Origin of the sequence: Coleofasciculus sp. LEGE 07092, assembly GCF_015207375.1 — a bacterium.
In the GTDB taxonomy this organism is placed as follows: domain Bacteria; phylum Cyanobacteriota; class Cyanobacteriia; order Cyanobacteriales; family Coleofasciculaceae; genus LEGE-07092.
Genome location: NZ_JADEWY010000070.1, coordinates 16,972 through 34,876 on the forward strand (window position 1 = coordinate 16,972; position 17,905 = coordinate 34,876).

At 40.8% G+C, this 17,905-nt stretch carries 15 protein-coding genes; 13 read left to right on the forward strand and 2 right to left on the reverse strand.

The window, feature by feature from the left end; genetic code table 11:
* Positions 1 to 56: 56 nt before the first annotated feature.
* Positions 57 to 1,145 carry an exostosin domain-containing protein gene (locus tag IQ257_RS17225; RefSeq protein WP_193874780.1) on the reverse strand — a complete coding sequence of 363 codons (1,089 nt, stop codon included), beginning with the start codon at positions 1,143 to 1,145 and terminating at the stop codon, positions 57 to 59.
* A 241-nt stretch (positions 1,146 to 1,386) separates the two neighbouring features.
* Here IQ257_RS17225 and IQ257_RS17230 point away from each other — a divergent pair, with 241 nt between their 5' ends.
* The 11 genes from IQ257_RS17230 (at position 1,387) to IQ257_RS17280 (ending at position 12,346) form a co-directional block, all read left to right on the forward strand.
* Positions 1,387 to 2,286, forward strand: coding sequence for a glycosyltransferase family 2 protein (locus IQ257_RS17230; protein ID WP_193874778.1), 900 nt, complete (start codon positions 1,387 to 1,389; stop codon positions 2,284 to 2,286).
* A gap of 60 nt (positions 2,287 to 2,346) precedes the next feature.
* The gene (locus IQ257_RS17235; protein ID WP_193874776.1) at positions 2,347 to 3,477 is read left to right on the forward strand and encodes a glycosyltransferase family 4 protein; all 1,131 of its coding nucleotides are present in this window, start codon (positions 2,347 to 2,349) and stop codon (positions 3,475 to 3,477) included.
* Positions 3,478 to 3,646: 169 nt separating this feature from the next.
* Positions 3,647 to 3,973, forward strand: a complete 327-nt coding sequence (locus IQ257_RS17240; protein ID WP_193874774.1) for a hypothetical protein — start codon at positions 3,647 to 3,649, stop codon at positions 3,971 to 3,973.
* Between the two features lie 53 nt (positions 3,974 to 4,026).
* The gene (locus IQ257_RS17245) at positions 4,027 to 4,971 is read left to right on the forward strand and encodes an O-antigen ligase family protein (protein ID WP_193933128.1); all 945 of its coding nucleotides are present in this window, start codon (positions 4,027 to 4,029) and stop codon (positions 4,969 to 4,971) included.
* Between the two features lie 47 nt (positions 4,972 to 5,018).
* On the forward strand, positions 5,019 to 6,359 hold the full coding sequence (locus IQ257_RS17250; protein WP_193874770.1) for a flippase: 1,341 nt from the start codon (positions 5,019 to 5,021) through the stop codon (positions 6,357 to 6,359).
* A gap of 76 nt (positions 6,360 to 6,435) precedes the next feature.
* The gene (locus tag IQ257_RS17255) at positions 6,436 to 7,623 is read left to right on the forward strand and encodes a glycosyltransferase family 4 protein (RefSeq protein WP_193874769.1); all 1,188 of its coding nucleotides are present in this window, start codon (positions 6,436 to 6,438) and stop codon (positions 7,621 to 7,623) included.
* Between the two features lie 267 nt (positions 7,624 to 7,890).
* Positions 7,891 to 8,784 (forward strand): sulfotransferase family protein, encoded by an 894-nt coding sequence (locus IQ257_RS17260; RefSeq protein WP_193874767.1) that lies wholly within the window; start codon positions 7,891 to 7,893, stop codon positions 8,782 to 8,784.
* Positions 8,785 to 8,851: 67 nt separating this feature from the next.
* Positions 8,852 to 9,778 carry an NAD-dependent epimerase/dehydratase family protein gene (locus tag IQ257_RS17265; RefSeq protein WP_193874765.1) on the forward strand — a complete coding sequence of 309 codons (927 nt, stop codon included), beginning with the start codon at positions 8,852 to 8,854 and terminating at the stop codon, positions 9,776 to 9,778.
* A 23-nt stretch (positions 9,779 to 9,801) separates the two neighbouring features.
* The gene (locus IQ257_RS17270; RefSeq protein ID WP_193874763.1) at positions 9,802 to 10,947 is read left to right on the forward strand and encodes a glycosyltransferase family 4 protein; all 1,146 of its coding nucleotides are present in this window, start codon (positions 9,802 to 9,804) and stop codon (positions 10,945 to 10,947) included.
* Between the two features lie 104 nt (positions 10,948 to 11,051).
* Positions 11,052 to 11,891: a sulfotransferase domain-containing protein gene (locus IQ257_RS17275; protein ID WP_193874761.1), complete on the forward strand. Its 840-nt coding sequence runs from the start codon at positions 11,052 to 11,054 to the stop codon at positions 11,889 to 11,891.
* Positions 11,892 to 12,190: 299 nt separating this feature from the next.
* Entirely contained in the window at positions 12,191 to 12,346 is a 156-nt protein-coding gene (locus IQ257_RS17280) for a hypothetical protein (RefSeq protein ID WP_193874759.1), read from the forward strand.
* 34 nt (positions 12,347 to 12,380) lie between these two features.
* Here the strand turns inward: IQ257_RS17280 and IQ257_RS17285 are convergent, their stop codons facing one another.
* Positions 12,381 to 14,939, reverse strand: a complete 2,559-nt coding sequence (locus tag IQ257_RS17285) for a DUF4114 domain-containing protein (RefSeq protein ID WP_193874757.1) — start codon at positions 14,937 to 14,939, stop codon at positions 12,381 to 12,383.
* Positions 14,940 to 15,318: 379 nt separating this feature from the next.
* Here IQ257_RS17285 and IQ257_RS17290 point away from each other — a divergent pair, with 379 nt between their 5' ends.
* Positions 15,319 to 16,146, forward strand: coding sequence for a WecB/TagA/CpsF family glycosyltransferase (locus IQ257_RS17290; RefSeq protein WP_193874756.1), 828 nt, complete (start codon positions 15,319 to 15,321; stop codon positions 16,144 to 16,146).
* 174 nt (positions 16,147 to 16,320) lie between these two features.
* A complete protein-coding gene (locus IQ257_RS17295; RefSeq protein WP_193874754.1) occupies positions 16,321 to 17,886 on the forward strand; it encodes a hypothetical protein in 1,566 nt (521 codons plus the stop codon).
* Positions 17,887 to 17,905: the final 19 nt, after the last annotated feature.

Below are 17,905 nucleotides of genomic sequence, written 5' to 3' on the forward strand. Positions count from 1 at the left end.
ATTGATTTATAGATTCAAGAGATGAATTTTCGTAACTCCTTTGTGTAAAACTATAACTATTTAATGTACACGGATAACAAATTATCTCTTAAAGCATCCAAAATAAAGTTATGAGGAAGTAAATACTCAAACGCTGCTCTTGATTTTTGGCAGGCTTGCCTGAACTTTTCATCCGACAGACTGTCATGAAACTTCTGGACAATTTCTCCAAGACGATGTAAGTCTGAGTAAGGAACAATAACACTGAAATCTTCCCATTTCAAGTCCCCTAGATTAGGAAACTGCTGATTGGTATCAATAATGATGGGAATCCGTCCGGCTGACATCACCTCCCAAAGCTGGAAGCCGCTGTTAGAATCCCCTCTCATGACAAGTATGTAAGCATTATTCTGGATATTTTGGATATACTCGTCTCTGTGACGCTTTTTCACATCTTCTGGAAGAACAAAATGGTGTGCGCTTCGTTCTATAACAGATATTTTTAAATTTTGTGCTTTTTTGAGTTCGGTGATTACTTTTTGTCTAACTCGTGAAGCTATTGGTAGTCGCATTCGCAGATTTAGATTCCGATTAATCAAGAGGCTACCTGCTATCCAAAATACTATAGAATCTGAAATTGAAAAATAACGCAATATTGAATTGATCCTGCTAGGATATTGAGTATTACCAACAAAACCAACAGTAGGAATCGATGGCTTTTGTATCAGTGGTATTTTACGTCTAATATCATAAAGCCAACTAGGTATAACTATTGATTTTTCGAGTTTACATCGGTATGTTGACCCTGCAAAAACTATTTCTCCTGGCTTCGGTTTATACTCCAAACCCCCTACGAAAATGATGGGAGTTCGCCCCGATGCTACTACTTTCTGATTCAACTTGCAGACGGAAGCCCATTTGTTAGTGTGTCGGATGTACTCTTTAGCGTGATTTGGTGTCACAACAATAGAGCCAGCATCTTTCAAATCCTTGAACCAATGCACCTGTACTACTCCCTGTAATTTCTCCCTAAGCAGGTTCCAAAACTCTAGTTCGGGATTGGTATCAGGTGAAGTCGTATGCATAAGCAAAGGTACTGGACGAAATTCCGGCAGGATAAAATCCTCCTTTACCCATATTTCCAAAGGATTTTGAACAGACCACATGGGCTTCAGTTTTCCAACCTTACTCGGCTATTCTACATCCAGATTAACTGATTTAATGAGGAAAATTGGTTAGTCCACGATTAATAAAATTACATTTCCAAGAAATTCTAATAAAGTAGACCTGTTGTTACTACTTTAAGTATTAATTTTTATAAATTAAATCCACTCCTATTATTTTTATAGGGTAATCTTTAAAAATAATCATAAGCGGACGTTAACATTTGAAAAGCCATGTTAATCCATGACTCGCGATCATACAGCCGTGCTAATGACCTGCTATAACCGTAAACCAAATACATTGGCTTGTCTAGCGGCACTATTCAACCAGATACTCCCCCCTGAAGCCTCATTTGATGTTTATTTAGTCGATGATGGTAGCACCGATAGTACTACCGAGGCAGTGCAGCAGGCTTATCCTCAGGTCAAGATTCTTCAAGGAGATGGGAATCTGTATTGGAACCAGGGAATGCGAAAAGCCTTCTCTGAAGCGATGAAGTCCGACTACCACTACTACCTCTGGCTTAACGACGATACTCTCCTTAACCCAGAAGGCTTAGGCACATTGTTGACCACATCTAGCCAACTTGCACAACAAGGTTATCCAGCAGCAATTGTAACAGGCTCCACTTGCGATTCCCAGACGAAAGCCCTTACCTACGGTGGTATGGTTCGTGCCAGTCGGTGGCGACCCCTCAAGTTTCAGTTAATAGAACCCGGTGAAGAGGCAAAGCATTGCGACACCCTAAATGGTAACTGTGTTCTGATCCCACGGGAAGTTGCTCTAGTAGTAGGAAATCTCGATCCAGCCTTTACCCATTACCTGGGAGACTTCGACTACGGTTTACGCGCACAGCAACAAGGATGTACAGTTTGGGTAGCTCCAGGTTATATAGGAACTTGTCCGCCAAACCTGCGCCAGGAAAGCAGGACTGAGGAATCGGCGCGTCTCCAGAAACTCTTAAAGAAGATTGATCAACCCAAAGGTTTATCAATCAAAGAAGAAGTCTTGTACTCGTTTGAGGAGTGGAAGCACTTCGCTCAGCGACATGGCGGTTCTTTATGGCTAATTTATTGCTTGCTACCTTACAGAAGATTACTGTGGAGTACACTATTCAGTAGATTTCAGGGGAATAGAACCTGAAAGTTATAGGATAGAAGTTATTGCAGTGTAAGCTCTCGTGAGAGAAATCAGGGTAGATTTATGGATAACCTTCGCATTGCGTGGCTTGTTCCTTCAGTAGAACTGGGGGCTTACTGGCAACCCGTTTTGGCAGAATTCAGCAAGGTGTTTAAAAACACTATCTTCTATACGGGACAGGTCTGGCCCGAATTTGATCCACAAGCACCTGGCGCGAATTTGATCCAAGTCGTTGGAGAGATGAAGTCTATAGAGACGACTCAGACAGTGACAGGTTATAACCGTCGTTTTATGTATCTATCTCCTGGCATTGTTAGTCATTTACTCCGGTTTAAGCCTAATGTAATTTTTGCCCAAGCCTTCTCCTTGTGGACTCTATTAGCACTGCTTTTGAAACCTTTGGGTCGATGGCAATTTATTATCATCTACGATGGCAGCTCACCCAATTCAGACTTTCAAGATTCAAAGCTTCGCTCCTTATTGAGACGGTTGATGACTCGGTTTGCCGATGCCTTTGTCGCTAACAGCTATGGAGCAAAAGCTTATCTGATAGAAGCTCTTGGGGCAAAAGAGGATAGAGTCTTTACCAAAACCTATCTGGTTCCTGATGCAAGAACATTGTTACAAAATCTGGAGCAAACTCAGCTAGCTAATTTACAGTTCAAACGCCCAATATTTTTGTATGTGGGACGAATTACCTCTAGAAAAGGACTTAAGCCACTCTTAGAAGCTTGCTCTGTTCTTAAAACTGAGGGATATCGTGATTATACGTTGCTCATAATTGGTAAAGGAGAGCAACGTGAGGAACTTGAAACTTTTGTCAAGGACAAAGGTTTAGAGAACACCGTAACCTGGATAGGCTGGGTTGAGTATGGATATCTGGGAGCTTATTTTCAGCAAACCGATGTGTTTGTGTTTCCGACCTTTGAGGATCTCTGGGGTATGGTAGCACTTGAAGCAATGGTTTTTGGCAAACCTGTACTATGCTCTAAATGGGCAGGTGCAGCGGAAATGGTGGTTGAAGGAGAAAATGGCTACATTTTCGATCCATACCATCCTCAAGAACTAGCAGTTCTCATGCGCCGTTTCCTCGATCATCCTGACTTGATTACGTCAATGGGTGAGCGTTCTCAACAACTCATCGCTCAAACAACTCCTCAGACTGCCGCCCAGTCTTTCGTGGAAGTGATATAGCCATTTTCAAATGTATGAGGTACAACCAATGCTTGCCCAGTAAGGGTTTCATCCCTAAAAATGTACCTCACGCAAACGAAAACCGCTATAGACTATATTATGGCTAATTGCCAGAGTACTCAGTAGATAGGTCAAATCAATTCTCCATGGCGGAAGTTCAAAATCATTTATGAAAGAACTCCTTTTAAATCCATTAATTCTTTGTCTGCTATTTTTTGCCGCCATAGTTTATTTGGCTATAGGGTTTCAGTTAATCAATGGCAATAGTAAATGGACTAAAAGTTTTGAAATGATATGTATTGTCACATTGATGCTTAGTATAGCTGGTATTGGTAAATTTGGGTTGGCTAAATTTCATCCACAAACTTTTTATTTGCGTGATACAACGCTTCCGTCTCTGGCTATGAAGCTGGGGATTTTTGGAAGTTGTTTTTTATTCCTCTATTCTCGAATAAAAGCTAATTCTAAAAAGTTATTCAGTGTTTTTTTTTATTAATAAAAAAAAATCCCTCATTTTGTGGTTATCTTTTTGTCGTAATTGTTGCTTCTTTGCTCTCTGAAACACCAGTTTACAGTCTAAAAGGCAGTATTGTTTTTTTAATGACAACCACTTTGTTTATTTATGTCGGTCAACAGTACAGCATGAGAGAAATATTTAATCTTTTATTCTGGCAGTACAATTTCATACTCTTGTTCAGTGTATTTTTTGGATCTGAGTCTCTTCTGCATAAAAATTATTTGGGACCTGCGATGGGTCTAAGCGCAATTTTACTCTATCTACAGTCTGTTCGTATACCGAAATACAAATGGTTCTTTCTTGGTCTAACTGCTGTAGCCGTTTTTTATGTACAACAAGCGAACAGTGGTATGGGTAAGGCTTTATTCGTTATTTTAATTGCACTCTTGGGATTTCTCCGTTTTATAAAGCGTTTACCACCACGATTAGCCTTTGCCGCAATGGGGATGTTTTTAGCAATCGGTATTTCACTAGTAATTTTGATAACAGAGAACGCCGAGTACATTATAGTAGAGAAGCTGGATAAGGACATGACTTTAACGGGTCGCACGCTTTTTTGGCCTCTAATCGTGGACGCCATCAACAGACAGCCTGTATTGGGTTATGGGTATGGCGGTTTTTGGCAACCTTGGCGAGGAGCTGAAAATCCAGCACTTCCAATCGTAAGTCCTAGCGGATATGTACCGCCACATTCTCATAATGGTTTTTTGGACATGGGTATAACGGTAGGATGGCTGGGATTAGCGTTATTCATTGTTTCGTTATTAATGAGTATTTATTATGGAGTACTGTATCTAACTCGAAGTAACGAACCTGAGGCAGTAGTACCCTTGGTAATTTTTACATGGCTAGTGATATCAAACTATACAGAAACTGGTCTTGCAAGTATTTCAAGTAGTTGGATTTTTTATGTTTTAATGACAACTAGATTAACTTTAGACACTACAGAAAATAAATTTGGTGACAGGTTTGCTTAAAAATTATCTATGACCAGTAAAGTTTTATTCTGGATGTTATTTTCCTGATGTTAGACAAAATCCTTGCGGCAGGTCAAAGGCTGAGTCCTGGATTACGCCAAATTCTCAGCAACCTAAGTTGGTTATTTGCTGATAAAGTCCTAGAGCTGGCTTTGAGTCTAGTAGTCGGAGTTTGGGTGACTCGCTATCTAGGTCCAACGCAGTTTGGTATTCTTACCTATGCAATTACCTTTGTGGCAATGTTTAGGTTATTGAGCTTGGGTGGGTTGGGAAGCTTGGTCGTGCGTGACCTGGCTCGTGATCCAGCTTGTAAAGAGGAAAGTCTAGGTACACTTTTTGTACTTCAACTCATTGGTGGCGTTATTACCCTGTTGGTTGCAGTAAGCGCAATTTTTGCACTACAACCCGATGAAACCTTAACCCACTGGTTAGTGGGAATTATAGCAGCCGAAACCCTTTTTAATGGATTTACGACGATTGAACTCTGGTTCAAGTCGCAAATCCAATCAAAATATACCGTTTTTGCGAAAAAGTCTGCCTATGTGTTAATGTGTACTGTTAGGATAGCTCTTATCCTGTTCAAGGCTCCGCTAATTATGTTTGCGTGGGCTAGGTTGGCAGAAATGGCTTTGGCAGCGCTAGGGTTAGTGGTTGTTTATCAAATCCAAAGGAATCAGATTCAGGAATGGCGAGTTAGGTGGCGGCGAGCAGTAGAATTACTTCAGGAGGGTTGGCCGCTTGTTTTATCAATAGTGGCTGTTTACATATATGCCGATATTGACCAGCTCATGCTCGGTTCGATGTTACCGGACAAATCTGAATTGGGATTTTACGCAGCGGCTGTTAAAGTTTCTAGGCTGCTTGATTTTTTTCCAATGGTATTAGCTTCATCAATTTTACCAAAACTAACCCAACTTAAAGAAAAAAGTTCTGAGGATTATCTACAGAAACTTCAAATATATTTTGATATATCTACATTATTTTGGTTAGGGAGTGCTATTCCTGTTTCTATTTTATCCCCGTATATAGTTCATAGTATTTATGGATCTGAGTTTTCTGCAACTAGTTCCATCTTGTCCCTCTATGTATGGTCTCAATTTAATAGTTGTTTTGGGTTAGCAAGAAATACCATTATTACGATAGAAGGAAAAGTACATTTGAAGCTAATATTCACCTTTGTTGGTGCCATTATTAACATTTTTTTAAATTATTTACTTATCCCTGAGTATGGTGCGATGGGAGCAACAGTTGCCACTATAATCACTTATTTTATTGCAATTGTATTAATTGATTTTTTGATTAAAGACTTGAGATTTGTTGGTGTTTTAATAGTGCGTTCTCTTAATTTATATCAGGCTATTATAAGAATTAAAAAATTGATTCAATGAGCTAAGATTAAAACCCAAATTTTTATTTATGAGTAATTTAGGAAAAATCAAAAATATTGCGATTTCATAGTCGATAATGACAAATCTAATATCATTCCGCCCTAGCGTTATTGGTAATAATACAGCATTTGAAGCCCAAGTGTTGATTTATAAGTATCTCCAGGAACACTACGGCTATACTTTCACAATGATCAAGTCAGAGGAAGATAAGTATGACGATCAAGCTTTCCAGATTATTTCCATCCCTAAGCAGGCTTGGAAAGCAGCCTTAGGTAAACTAGGAGTTCCTAAGTTAGGGTGGACTAACAGATATCTTGATCCAATTTTTGCCCAGGCTCATGGTATTTTGACTGTAGATCCAACTATCTATCTGCAAGGTCTGCTGGCTGTTAGAACCGCACATCGGGCAAAGAGACCTATTTGGTTTGACGCTTCCCTCACTCTTGTGGGAAATACTCAAAACCTCAGTTGGCAGTTAAAACGGCGTTTTTTACTCAGAAAAGCGCTTCATCAAACCACAGGAATCATTGTAACTGTTCCAAAGTGCATAGAGCGCTTCCAAAGTTTAGGGCTGTTTAATGAGGTTATTGCCTCCAAGTTTACGATTATGGGGCATCCAGTAGATACTCAAAAGTTTACACCTCAACCCACCAAACAGTCTGAGCAAGATGGTATACTGCGAGTGTTAGTCGTATCCAGAATGGTTCCCGAAAAGGGACTATTGTACATATTAGAAGCGATGACTCCTTTATTGCGATCGCGCTGCGACCTACAATTGCAGTTCTTGGGTTCAGGTTCGATGAAGTCTTTACTAAAATCTGAAGTGGCAGAACGAGATTTGAAGGAAAAGGTCGTTTTTCTAAATCCCGTTTCCCATCGAGAAGTTCCGAATGTTTTAGGGAGTGCAGATATATTTGTCAATCATGCAATTAGCCTTGGGTGTTGGGAAGAGTATTTTGGTGTTGCGAATCTTGAAGCAATGTCCTGTGGTCTTCCCTGTGTTTTAACTAACTGTGGTGGTATTTCTTATGCCATTCGCGAAAAAGACGTAGCTGTATTTGTCGAAGAACGCAACATCATCCAGTTACAGAAGGCGATTAACCACCTCCTTGATTCTAAGAAGGAGCGATGCGAACTGGGAAAAAGAGCGCGTACTTATGTAGAATGTGGCTATGCTTTGCCTAGGATTGTAGAAAAATATCATCACATGATAACAAAACATATATCAAACAATCAATTGATTAGAAACTATCGTAGCCCTTAGAGGGAAGTTTAATTTCTGGAAATATTTAAAATTATTTAGCAAGCTTGTTAAATAACCTTAATTTTTGTGGTTCTTCCGGACTTACTATGCCAAACGGTTAGTCAAAATGACTCCAAAGCCAGTTATACCGGGATTTTATGCCTCAACATCCTAAGTTAACTCGAACTAATACCCAAAATTATTGCTACGCAATAATTTTGGGTATCGTCTGAGGCAATTTAGCATAACAGGTACGGAAGAGCCATTTTTGTTAAAAGTGAAGATACGATGACACAGCCAAATTTCTTTATTTTCTCTAATCCTAGAAGTGGTTCAACTTTGCTATGTGCTTTACTGTCGAATCATTCTGAAGTATTTTGTGCTAATGATATCTCGATATTTATTGCATATGCTAACCTCAGAGGTATAAAAACTTATTACAGTTGGAAGCATACATTATTTTATAAAATGGTAGGCTTACCCTATAAAAAGTTACCATCTAGAAAATACATGATAAATGTAGAAGAAATCGAAAAATATTGGTTACATTTAGTAAAAGAACATAACGTTGATTGGGCACAATGGCGAAAGTTGTATGTAGAGGGGGTTGATATTTCAAAAATAATAAACGAAGCTCGCGTATCCAATTTTACATTAGTTGATATGTTTAGTAGAATTTACTTTCAAATTACTCCCAGTGAACAAAGACATAAAAAATATTTTGGTGAAAAAACACCAAGTAATTTTTATATAGCCCCCTGGCTTCGCCATTTATACCCAGAAGCAAAGTTTATCACGCTAGTTCGTAATCCCATAACTAACGTAGCTGCTCTGTACAAACGTGTTAATAATTTTGAAAAATCAATAAATATGTATTTATCCTTTTACGATAGCCGTTTAAGTTTATTGAATGAAGGATCAAAAAATATAGTTGTTAAATACGAAGATGTTGTCAATAAACCAACAGAAACTCTGACTAAAATATATAATTATTTAGGTGCTGAATCAAAATCAGTCTCAACAGAATTCGACTATTATATCAGGCAAGATTATGTAGGAAATAATATTGATCATAAGCGAGACTTGAAGTTAAAAGAAATGCTCGATGCAAAGCAAAAAAACATCATCATGAAAAAGTGTCACTTTGTTTTCGATAGGTTCTATTCTCATGAGTTGGAGTAAGGAGAGTAATACTGATTCTCATTTTGATTAATGTACGCGAAAGTCTGTGGTAGGTTTATTGTATATTGTGAAATCAGCTCTAATTCTAGGAGTAACAGGATTTATAGGAAGGTACATTTCTCGCCACTTTTTTGAAGCTGGCTGGCTTGTTGTAGGGGTAGGAACCCGTCCACCAGAGAATGCACCCAGCCAATATTTGATTACCTATCAACAGATGGTTTTACCCTCTACTGAATTGGTTGAACTAATTAAAGACATTCAACCACAAGTCTGTATTCATTGTGTAGGACGAGCTTCTGTGGGTCTTTCAGTTACTGAACCGGCAGAAGACTTTCAGGCTAGTGTTACAATTACTTTTCATCTATTAAATACTCTGCGTCTGTATGCACCTCAATGTCGCTTGATTTATCTTTCTAGTGCCGCCGTTTACGGAAACCCAGAGATTTTACCTATCAAGGAAAACCACAAGCTTAATCCCATTTCTCCTTACGGCTTCCATAAATTAATGTGCGAACAGCTTTGTATCGAGTTTTTTAAAATTTATGGTTTGCCGACTGCTGTAGTACGAATTTTTTCAGCTTATGGTCCTGGGTTAAGGCGGCAAGTTCTCTGGGATATTTGCCAGAAAGCTCTAACTCAAACTGTGTTAAAGCTACAAGGAACAGGCAATGAGAGTCGTGATTTTATTCATGTTAGAGATGTTGCCAAAGCCATCTATACTTTAGCTGAGAAAGCTCCTTGTAAGGCTGATGTGTATAATCTTGCCAGTAGCGTTGAAACAACAATTCGAGAATTGGCAGAGTTGATACTAGTTCAATTGGAGTGTAAAGTTTCTCTTGAGTTTGACGGTAAAGTTCCCCTTGGAAATCCTAGTAATTGGCGAGCTGATATGACTAGCTTTACTCAATTCGGGGTAACATTTCCTGAAGTCAGCCTAGAAAGGGGAGTCAACGTTTATGTTCAATGGTGTCGGGCGGAAATCATAGGATGGTAAAAAAGCTACATATTTGTCTAAACATGATAGCTGACTCTGATTGGCTTGGCGGTGTTATTTACGTTCAAAACTTAGCTTGTGCCATTGCCCATCTCCCAGCATTAGAAAGATCTAATATCACTTTAAGTCTAACCGTTCGTGCTTCTCACTCAAATCTAGTTGATCATACTGTGCGTCCTTACGTTGATCAAGTTAAGGTCAGGCATTTTTGGGATCTTGCTTACCTCAAAATATATCACCTACTGAGTGAATATTTGACTTTTATTCCTCTTAATATCTTGAATCCTCAGAAGGTTGATTTTTTGTACCCCAATTTAGATGGTAGACGATATCCCTACTGTTGGGGAGGATGGATTCCCGATTTTCAGCACTATCACTTGCCCCACCTTTTTACCAAAGAAGAAATTGCTTACCGTAATCAACAGCATCAAAAAATTGCTGATGCAGCTCCTGTGGTTATACTTAGTAGTCAGATGGCACAGCAAGACTTTAATAATTTTTATCCCGAAGCAGCATCTCGAAGCAGAGTTATGCATTTTGTGAGTTCCCCAGAACTAGAATGGTTCCAATTAGATCCCAAAGGGGTTCAACATAAATATAAACTGCCAGATTTTTTCTTCTTGGTTAGCAATCAATTTTGGCAACACAAAGATCATGCTGTCGTGATTGAAGCTCTGGGATTATTGAAACAAACAGGAATTAAGCCAACTGTTGTTTGCACGGGAAATACAACAGACAATCGCAATACAAAGTATTACAACCAGCTTATTATCAGAATCAAAGAACTGGAACTCGGTGATCAAGTTAAAATCTTAGGATTAATTCCTCGCCTTGATCAGATTCAGCTAATGAGGAGATGTCTAGCTGTCATCCAACCATCTTTATTTGAAGGCTGGAGTACTGTAGTGGAAGATGCACGTACACTCGGTAAACCCATGTTAATTTCAGATTTTCCAGTTCACCTAGAACAAGCTCCTCTTGATTCTTTGTTTTTTGAGATGCATAATTATGAGCAACTAGCAAGACTTATCTCTCAAGCTTTTTTGACGTTAAATCCAGGACCAGATATAGAAAATGAAATTTTAGCTAGACAAGATAATGTAGAGAGAGTGATAAAGTATGGCAGGCGGTTTTTGGAAATAGTTAACGGCGTAGTAAATGGTTCTTAATTTAAATTGAGATAGACAGTTACTTATTAACTTTATAGACCTTACCGCAAGTTAATTAAATTTCAAGAAAATTTATTTTGAAATATTTTTTAAGGAAACGAAAAATGATACTTTACAAATTAAAAAATAAAATAAAAAATCGAACTGATAGTAATAAGTTGCGACGTAAAGTTATTGATGCTTTTTCAAACTTAAATAAGCCTCGTTCAGTTATTTTTTATACAACGCACAAATGTGCGTCAATTTTTGTAAAAAGATTGTTTGATCTCATTTGGAAAAATTCAAAATATGAATTTGTAGATTATGGAGGGACAATTTTTGGAGCAGGAGATAAGTTGAATGTAGGAAGTCCTTACGAAGTTTTTTTAGAGCAAGCTTACAGTGAACTCTACTCTTTGCACGGTAAAGTATACGGACCTCAAAGGCGATATTTAGACTTTCCAGGTCGGAATAATTTTAATCACATTTTTTTCTTAAGAGATCCGAGGGATGTTCTAGTATCCTCTTATTTTTCGAGCTTCACTCATGCGGAACCATTCAATAGTATTGAACGCGATGTATTTACTCTACACAGGAAAAATGTAAAAGAAAAAGGAATAGACACCTACGTCTTAGACGAAGCTGAAGAGTGGATATTACCTTTATACAAGCAGTATAAAGAGCTGAGAGAAACCTCAAAAAGCTATATATATCTGAAATATGATCTATTTTCAGAAAATACACCAGAATTTATTAAAAAAATATCTGAATTTTTAGATTTACATCCTTCAAGTAAGTCTATTGACTTACTAACTAGAGAAGCAAGCCCAGTTCAGAATGTTGAAGTTTTGAAACACAAGCGTTCAGGCAAGAGTGGTCAATACCTAGAAAAACTTCACCCAAATACAGTTAAAAAACTTAATCATATTCTTTCTGAAGCTTTATCGGAGTGGGAATTTATATGAACTATCGCTCTTGTGTTACTCTGGGAAAAACGCTTACGTAATTAAAGATTATGGATATAATATCATCTTATCGATGGCTCTTCCGAACTTACTATGCCAAACGCTTAGTCAAAATGACTGCAAAGCCAGCTATACCGGGATTTTATGCCTCAACATCCTAAGTTAGGGACTTGCGTAAAAATAGAGTACCAGTCAAAAAAGCTGTATTAGCAATCCAGTGAAACTTAGCTGGTACATTATTAACTCGTCAGTCCCTTAACTCGAACCAATACAAGAGTTCCTATTTTCTGCTGCCTAGAGTGACAGAAGAGCGATATCTCATGCGCCGTTTCCTCGATCATCCTGACTGGATTACCTCAATGGGTGAGCGATCGCAACAACTGATTGCTCAAACAACTCCTCAGACGGCATCCCAGTCTTTCGCCGAAGTAATATCCAGTGTTACAACGAGGTAGGCAGTAATACACCCATCAGTGTTCAGCTAGGTTTTCAACCCAAACTGACCTCAACAATCAAATCATTATAATCCAGATCACCCCCATCCAATTTATCCTCAAAAGCAAAGGTATTATCCCCCAGTAGACGAACGTGATCTTTCCCATCTGGGTTAGCCCCCAAGTAAACAAAATATGCCTGCACTCCTTGCCCATACTGATTATTCGGATTCTCTGCCAAAAATTCCTCGGCTGTCCCATCCGCAATCAAAAATGGAGCGATTATCTTGCCAGCAGGCAACCCAGCTTCTAAGTCCAACCTTTGACTGATGGCAGCTTCGGCATAACCTGGAGCACCTGGGTTGAGATTACCAATACGACCTGTAACGTTATCGACGATATAAAACCCGAACGTATTATCATAAATCGCCTTACTATTAACCACAAACTCAGCGGGTACCAAACCGGTGAGATTATCCCGTAGCTCCATCACTTCCCCTGCCTGCCCCCCTTGGATCTGGGTTCCTGGCACTTGATTGTCGTTGGTGACTTGTACAGATAGTACAAGGTCGTTAAAATCAGCACTATTCTCACCAACAGTATCTTCCCAGGCGAGGTTAAATGTATTGTTGCTCAGTTCTGAGACTTGTAAATGATCGAAACCATCACCATTAGCTGAGGGTGGGGCAAAAAAGACAGGGGCAGGAGTGCGTCCGGCTGCCAAGTCAGAGAGAACAGCATCAGTCGTGCTATTTTGCACGAGGTAAAATCCGATTTTTTGACCCACCTCTAGGCTTAATTGACGAGTGAAGCTGAGATTGGGAAATTCATCGCTAGGAAGGGCAGAAAAGATAACCTGAGACTGACTCATGGCTGCTTCTAGATAACCCTCTTCACTAGGGGCAATTCCGTTGACACTGCCAGAGTTATTATCAACGATAAAAAAACCGACCTCATTAACGATGTCGGTCTTACTTTCAATTAAGTTAAATTGGAGTTGAACGAAGCCCGGATTTCCCTCAACCAGGAACACATCCTCTTCACTCTTACTTAGAATCGGAAGTGTAGTGCTGATAGAGTTATCAGTATCCGTATTAGAACGATTGTTGTCAGACAATCCCTTAACACCACCCAACAGAGCAATCGGTTTAGCCCCTCCTGTAACTAACGGATTGCCCGATAATGGAGGAGTTTGTACAGCACTACCATTGTCTTCAAAAGATCCCACCAGTTTGGGATCAATAAGTTTAGCACCTGCTGTAATTTTAGTGTCATTGGGATTGGGTTCAAAGGATTGGAAATTCCCTCCCCCATCACTGAATATCTTACCTGTGTGATGAAAAATATTCCAATTATTCCCCCCGTTGTTGGCGAAATTATCGGCAACCAAGGTATTTTTGAGCGTAGTACTTGATCCACCTCCCCAAAATCCTCCCCCCTGAAACCCAGCATAATTTTCGGCGATGGTGGTATTGCTAATTTTCGTAGGATTAGAGCCATTAGCTAAGAGGATCGCGCCACCCAAACCGCTCTTGCCATCTGTTGACTCAGCTTTGTTGCCGTAGAAAGTACTATTATCAATCGTAACGGGTGACGTTTCTCCTACCCACAAGCCACCACCTTGAACCAGTGCTTGATTGTAGGCAAAGGTAGTGTTGCGAACAATCAACTCACTATTGCCGTGCCGCAGTCCACCCCCAAGAGCGTCTCCTTTAACATCTTTAACAACCTGATTATTGATGATCGTGCTATTTTCAATCATCACTTTGTCACCAGCATAAGCAAACAGGAATAGTGCTCCCCCTTGTCCTGCTCCTGTATTGCCATCAAACCGACTGTCGCGAATCTCAATTTTGCCAGAGGTGCTGCTACCAGTCGTCGCCGAAGCCCCATCTGTGTAAATGGCTCCACCGTAGCCCATCGTGTGGGGTCCGATTGAACCACCGGGTGTGGAATCATTCTTGACAAAGGTAGAGTTTTCTACCTTTAAACCCCCCAAGAGCGTGTTAATTGCCCCGCCGTTAATCCCGCTATTACCCGTAAACTCGCTGTCCTCAACAGTAGTAGAGCTTTCACTTTTAACTGCGATCGCACCACCACCTCGCTCACTCTTACCCGACGTGCCATTCCCTGATGAGCTATTGCCCTCAAATTTGGAGTTAATCACCGTATTGGTACTGCGCCAACCAGCAAAAATTGCTCCTCCTCCCTCGCCATTGGCGTGGTTGTTCTTAAACTCAGTATTCTCTAGCGTTAGTTTGGTGTAACTCTCTGTCCAAAGTCCTGCCCCGGCACCGTCTTCGCCTTTTCCATTGGTTTTGCCATTGGCGATGATGAGATTTTTTAGGGTAACGTCTACAGGCACCCATGGGGGATCACCCTGGATAAAAAAAACGCGGGAGGCATTATTGCCGCTGATGGTTAAACCCGACGCTTGTTTACCATCAATAATTAGGTTTTTATCAATTCCGAGTTGACCACTCGTGAGTTGAATAGTCTTATTAGCTAGGCTAGAGTCAAATTTAATCCTATCTCCTGCCTGAGCTATAGCAATTGCGGCTCTTAGGGAACCTGTCCCACTATCTGCTTTGGTTGTAACGGTATGTGTAGCCATGTTAGATAGATGCACTCCTAATGTTAGGGTTTTTTATTGATCGAATCCTGATTAAGTATTTATGCTTACTTGAATTATCAAGCTGATCAACCTTAGGTGAGAGATGCTCGCTAATAACGTTTCAATCTATTGAGAATGCTTGACAGAGTTATTCAATCTGAAGTACATTTCAGTCCAAACAGGAATTTTATCTGAAAGAAGCATAGGCTATAAGCTTGCCCACACCAGATATCAGTAGAGATTTGAGTAAAATCCCTTAAATCTCAAACTTTTACCTTGGTAACAAGTTCATTTTTTAGGGCTTGTCCGTCATGCTGCTTTTGGAAATCTTCCTAAACCAGAGCTATCGAAGGGTGATCGCAAGGAATTGAACGCGACTATGAATTCACAAAATCTAACCTCATCTCCCAGCAAGACAAATATCATAGGGTTTGCTGTTAATCGGACGACCTATCAAGACTCTACAGACTGGATTGTACAAAGGGCTAAAGGTCGTCAATCTTGTACAGTGGCAGCAGCAGATGTCCATAGTCTTATGTGTGGTTATTTGGCTCCCAAAGAACATGGCTACCGCTTGAATCACTTTACCTTCGTTGTGCCGGATGGACAGCCCGTCCGCTGGGCGCTTAATCTTCTGCGTAAACCAGGGGAAACGTTTCTTCCTGACCGGGTACGAGGTCCAGAGCTTATGCTGCGTTTGTGTGAACGAGCGGCGGCAGAAGGAATAAGTATTTGTCTCTACGGTTCTACTCAATCCGTCCTAAAAAAACTCCAAGGTAATCTTACCAAAAAATTCCCCAACTTGACCATTGCCGACGCAATTTCTCCACCGTTCAAGGCTTTAAGCCCTGAAGAAGATGCTGAATATATCCAAAAAATTCGCCAATCGGGAGCAGGTATTGTTTTTGTAGCCTTAGGGTGTCCCCGACAAGAAGAATGGGCATTCACTCATTACCAGCAATTAGATTGTCCAATCGTGTGTGTGGGGGCTGCCTTTGATATGCACGCTGGCAATGTGCGAGAAGCTCCAATGTTCATGCAACACTTGGGTCTAGAATGGCTCTATCGTTTATTTCAGGAGCCGATGCGCCTTTGGAAGCGCTACCTAGTCATGGATCCTCTCTATCTAATGCTGTTAGCTCTACAGCTAATGAAATTACTCCCGAAGAAAACCTCAGATGACCTGATGGACTGCCAAAATGCCTAATGATCGTTGCAACTTTGCAATCCTCCCACCTTCAGGTCGAGGAGTGTCAATTATCAACTCCTTCTGAACTCCTGAACTCCTGTATTCTTCTGGTTCAATTCCAGCCCGTGTCTTTTGCCGTTACCAAGATCTAAACTAGAGTGCAAGCCCTCGACTCTACTGTATTAGATAGAAATGTCAGGCAAAACCGTAACGTTAAAAAAATTCTTCCAACCTATTGACCGTCTGGCTTTGGGCGTCATGCTGGTGTTGAGTCTGCTGATTGTGATTGTACTCCTGAGTGGTGCTCAAGCAGCTCCCCGCGTGCGAGACTTCAGTTGGCAGCACAAAAACGTGGGTGCGGATGATTCCGCCTTTATTCTGACGTTCAGTCGCCCCATGAACCACACCAGTGTAGAAAAAAATCTTAAACTTGTTCCAGTTCTTCCAGAGGGCGAGGCAACTAGTTCAGATCCAGCAGAAATTGAAGGAAAAATTAGTTGGGCAGGGCGTAAGATGGCTTATACCTTGCTCTCTCCCCTTCCCTACGGCAATGAGTATAAACTCCAGCTAGAAGGGGCAAAAGATCAGTTACCAAGCGTTAAAGATGCAGGGGTGCCGATAGAACCCTATAGCGCCTCTTTCCGAAGTCGCGATCGCGCTTTTGCCTATATTGGAGTTGAAGGAGAAGACCAAGGACGGTTAATCCTCTACAACCTAACCCAGCAGCAAAAAACTGTCCTGACTCCTGCCGATTTGGTAGTGATGGACTTCAAATCTTACCCCGATGGCGACCGGATCTTATTTTCTGCCAATGACCGCCAAAGTCAAGAGCAAGGATTGCTTACTGACCAGCTTTACACTGTAACTACAGGATTCTCCTTTGAAGTACCCGGAAAAGGTTCGGCAGATTCAAAACCCGCAGGTCAAATAGAGTTGGTTTTGGATAATCAAGATTATCAAAATCTGCAATTTGATTTATCTACCGATGGGGAGACAATTGTCGTTCAGCGAGTCAACCGCAGCAATCCGGCTGAATTCGGTTTGTGGATTATCCAGCCGAAGGCTGAACCGAAACCGTTAGAAAACCAACCTGGAGGCGAATTTTTAATTGCGCCTGATAGTGCGTCTCTGGCAGTCGCTCAAGGACAGGGAGTGGCGCTTCTTCCCTTAAAACCGGGGGCAGAACCCTTAGACTTTCTGCCTAAGTTTGGTAGGGTTCTCAGTTTTGCCAGAGATGGTTCGGCAGCGACGATGGTGAAATATAATGCTGACTATACGCGATCGCTCTATTTGGTCAACAATCAAGGCATTGAGCGAGAACTGCTGCGTACCACTGGCTCAATCGTCAACTGTGAATTCACACCCACTAAAGATAAGCTCTATTGCCTATTGACCCAACTCATTAAAGCAGAAGAATACCAAGAAGAACCCTTCATCGCTGCCATTGACCTGAACGCTGAAAAAGACAGCGAGACTGACGAAGACAGTATAAAAATGTCCGTTCAACCCCTAGTTGTTTTGCCAGAACAACGGGATATTCAGATGAGTTTATCTCCCGATGGTTTAGCGTTACTCTTCGATCAAGTGGTCACCCGACCTCCTGCCGCTACTGATAGTTTAATCACCGAAGAAGGTCAAGCGATCGCAACCGGTCGCCTTTGGTTTTTGCCTATCATTGATATTACAACATCAGATACCCCCGAGCAGTTGCAACCTGAACAGTTGTTACCCGGTTTCCATCCCCGTTGGTTGCCCTAGTGCAGCAGGGAAGCTGGAG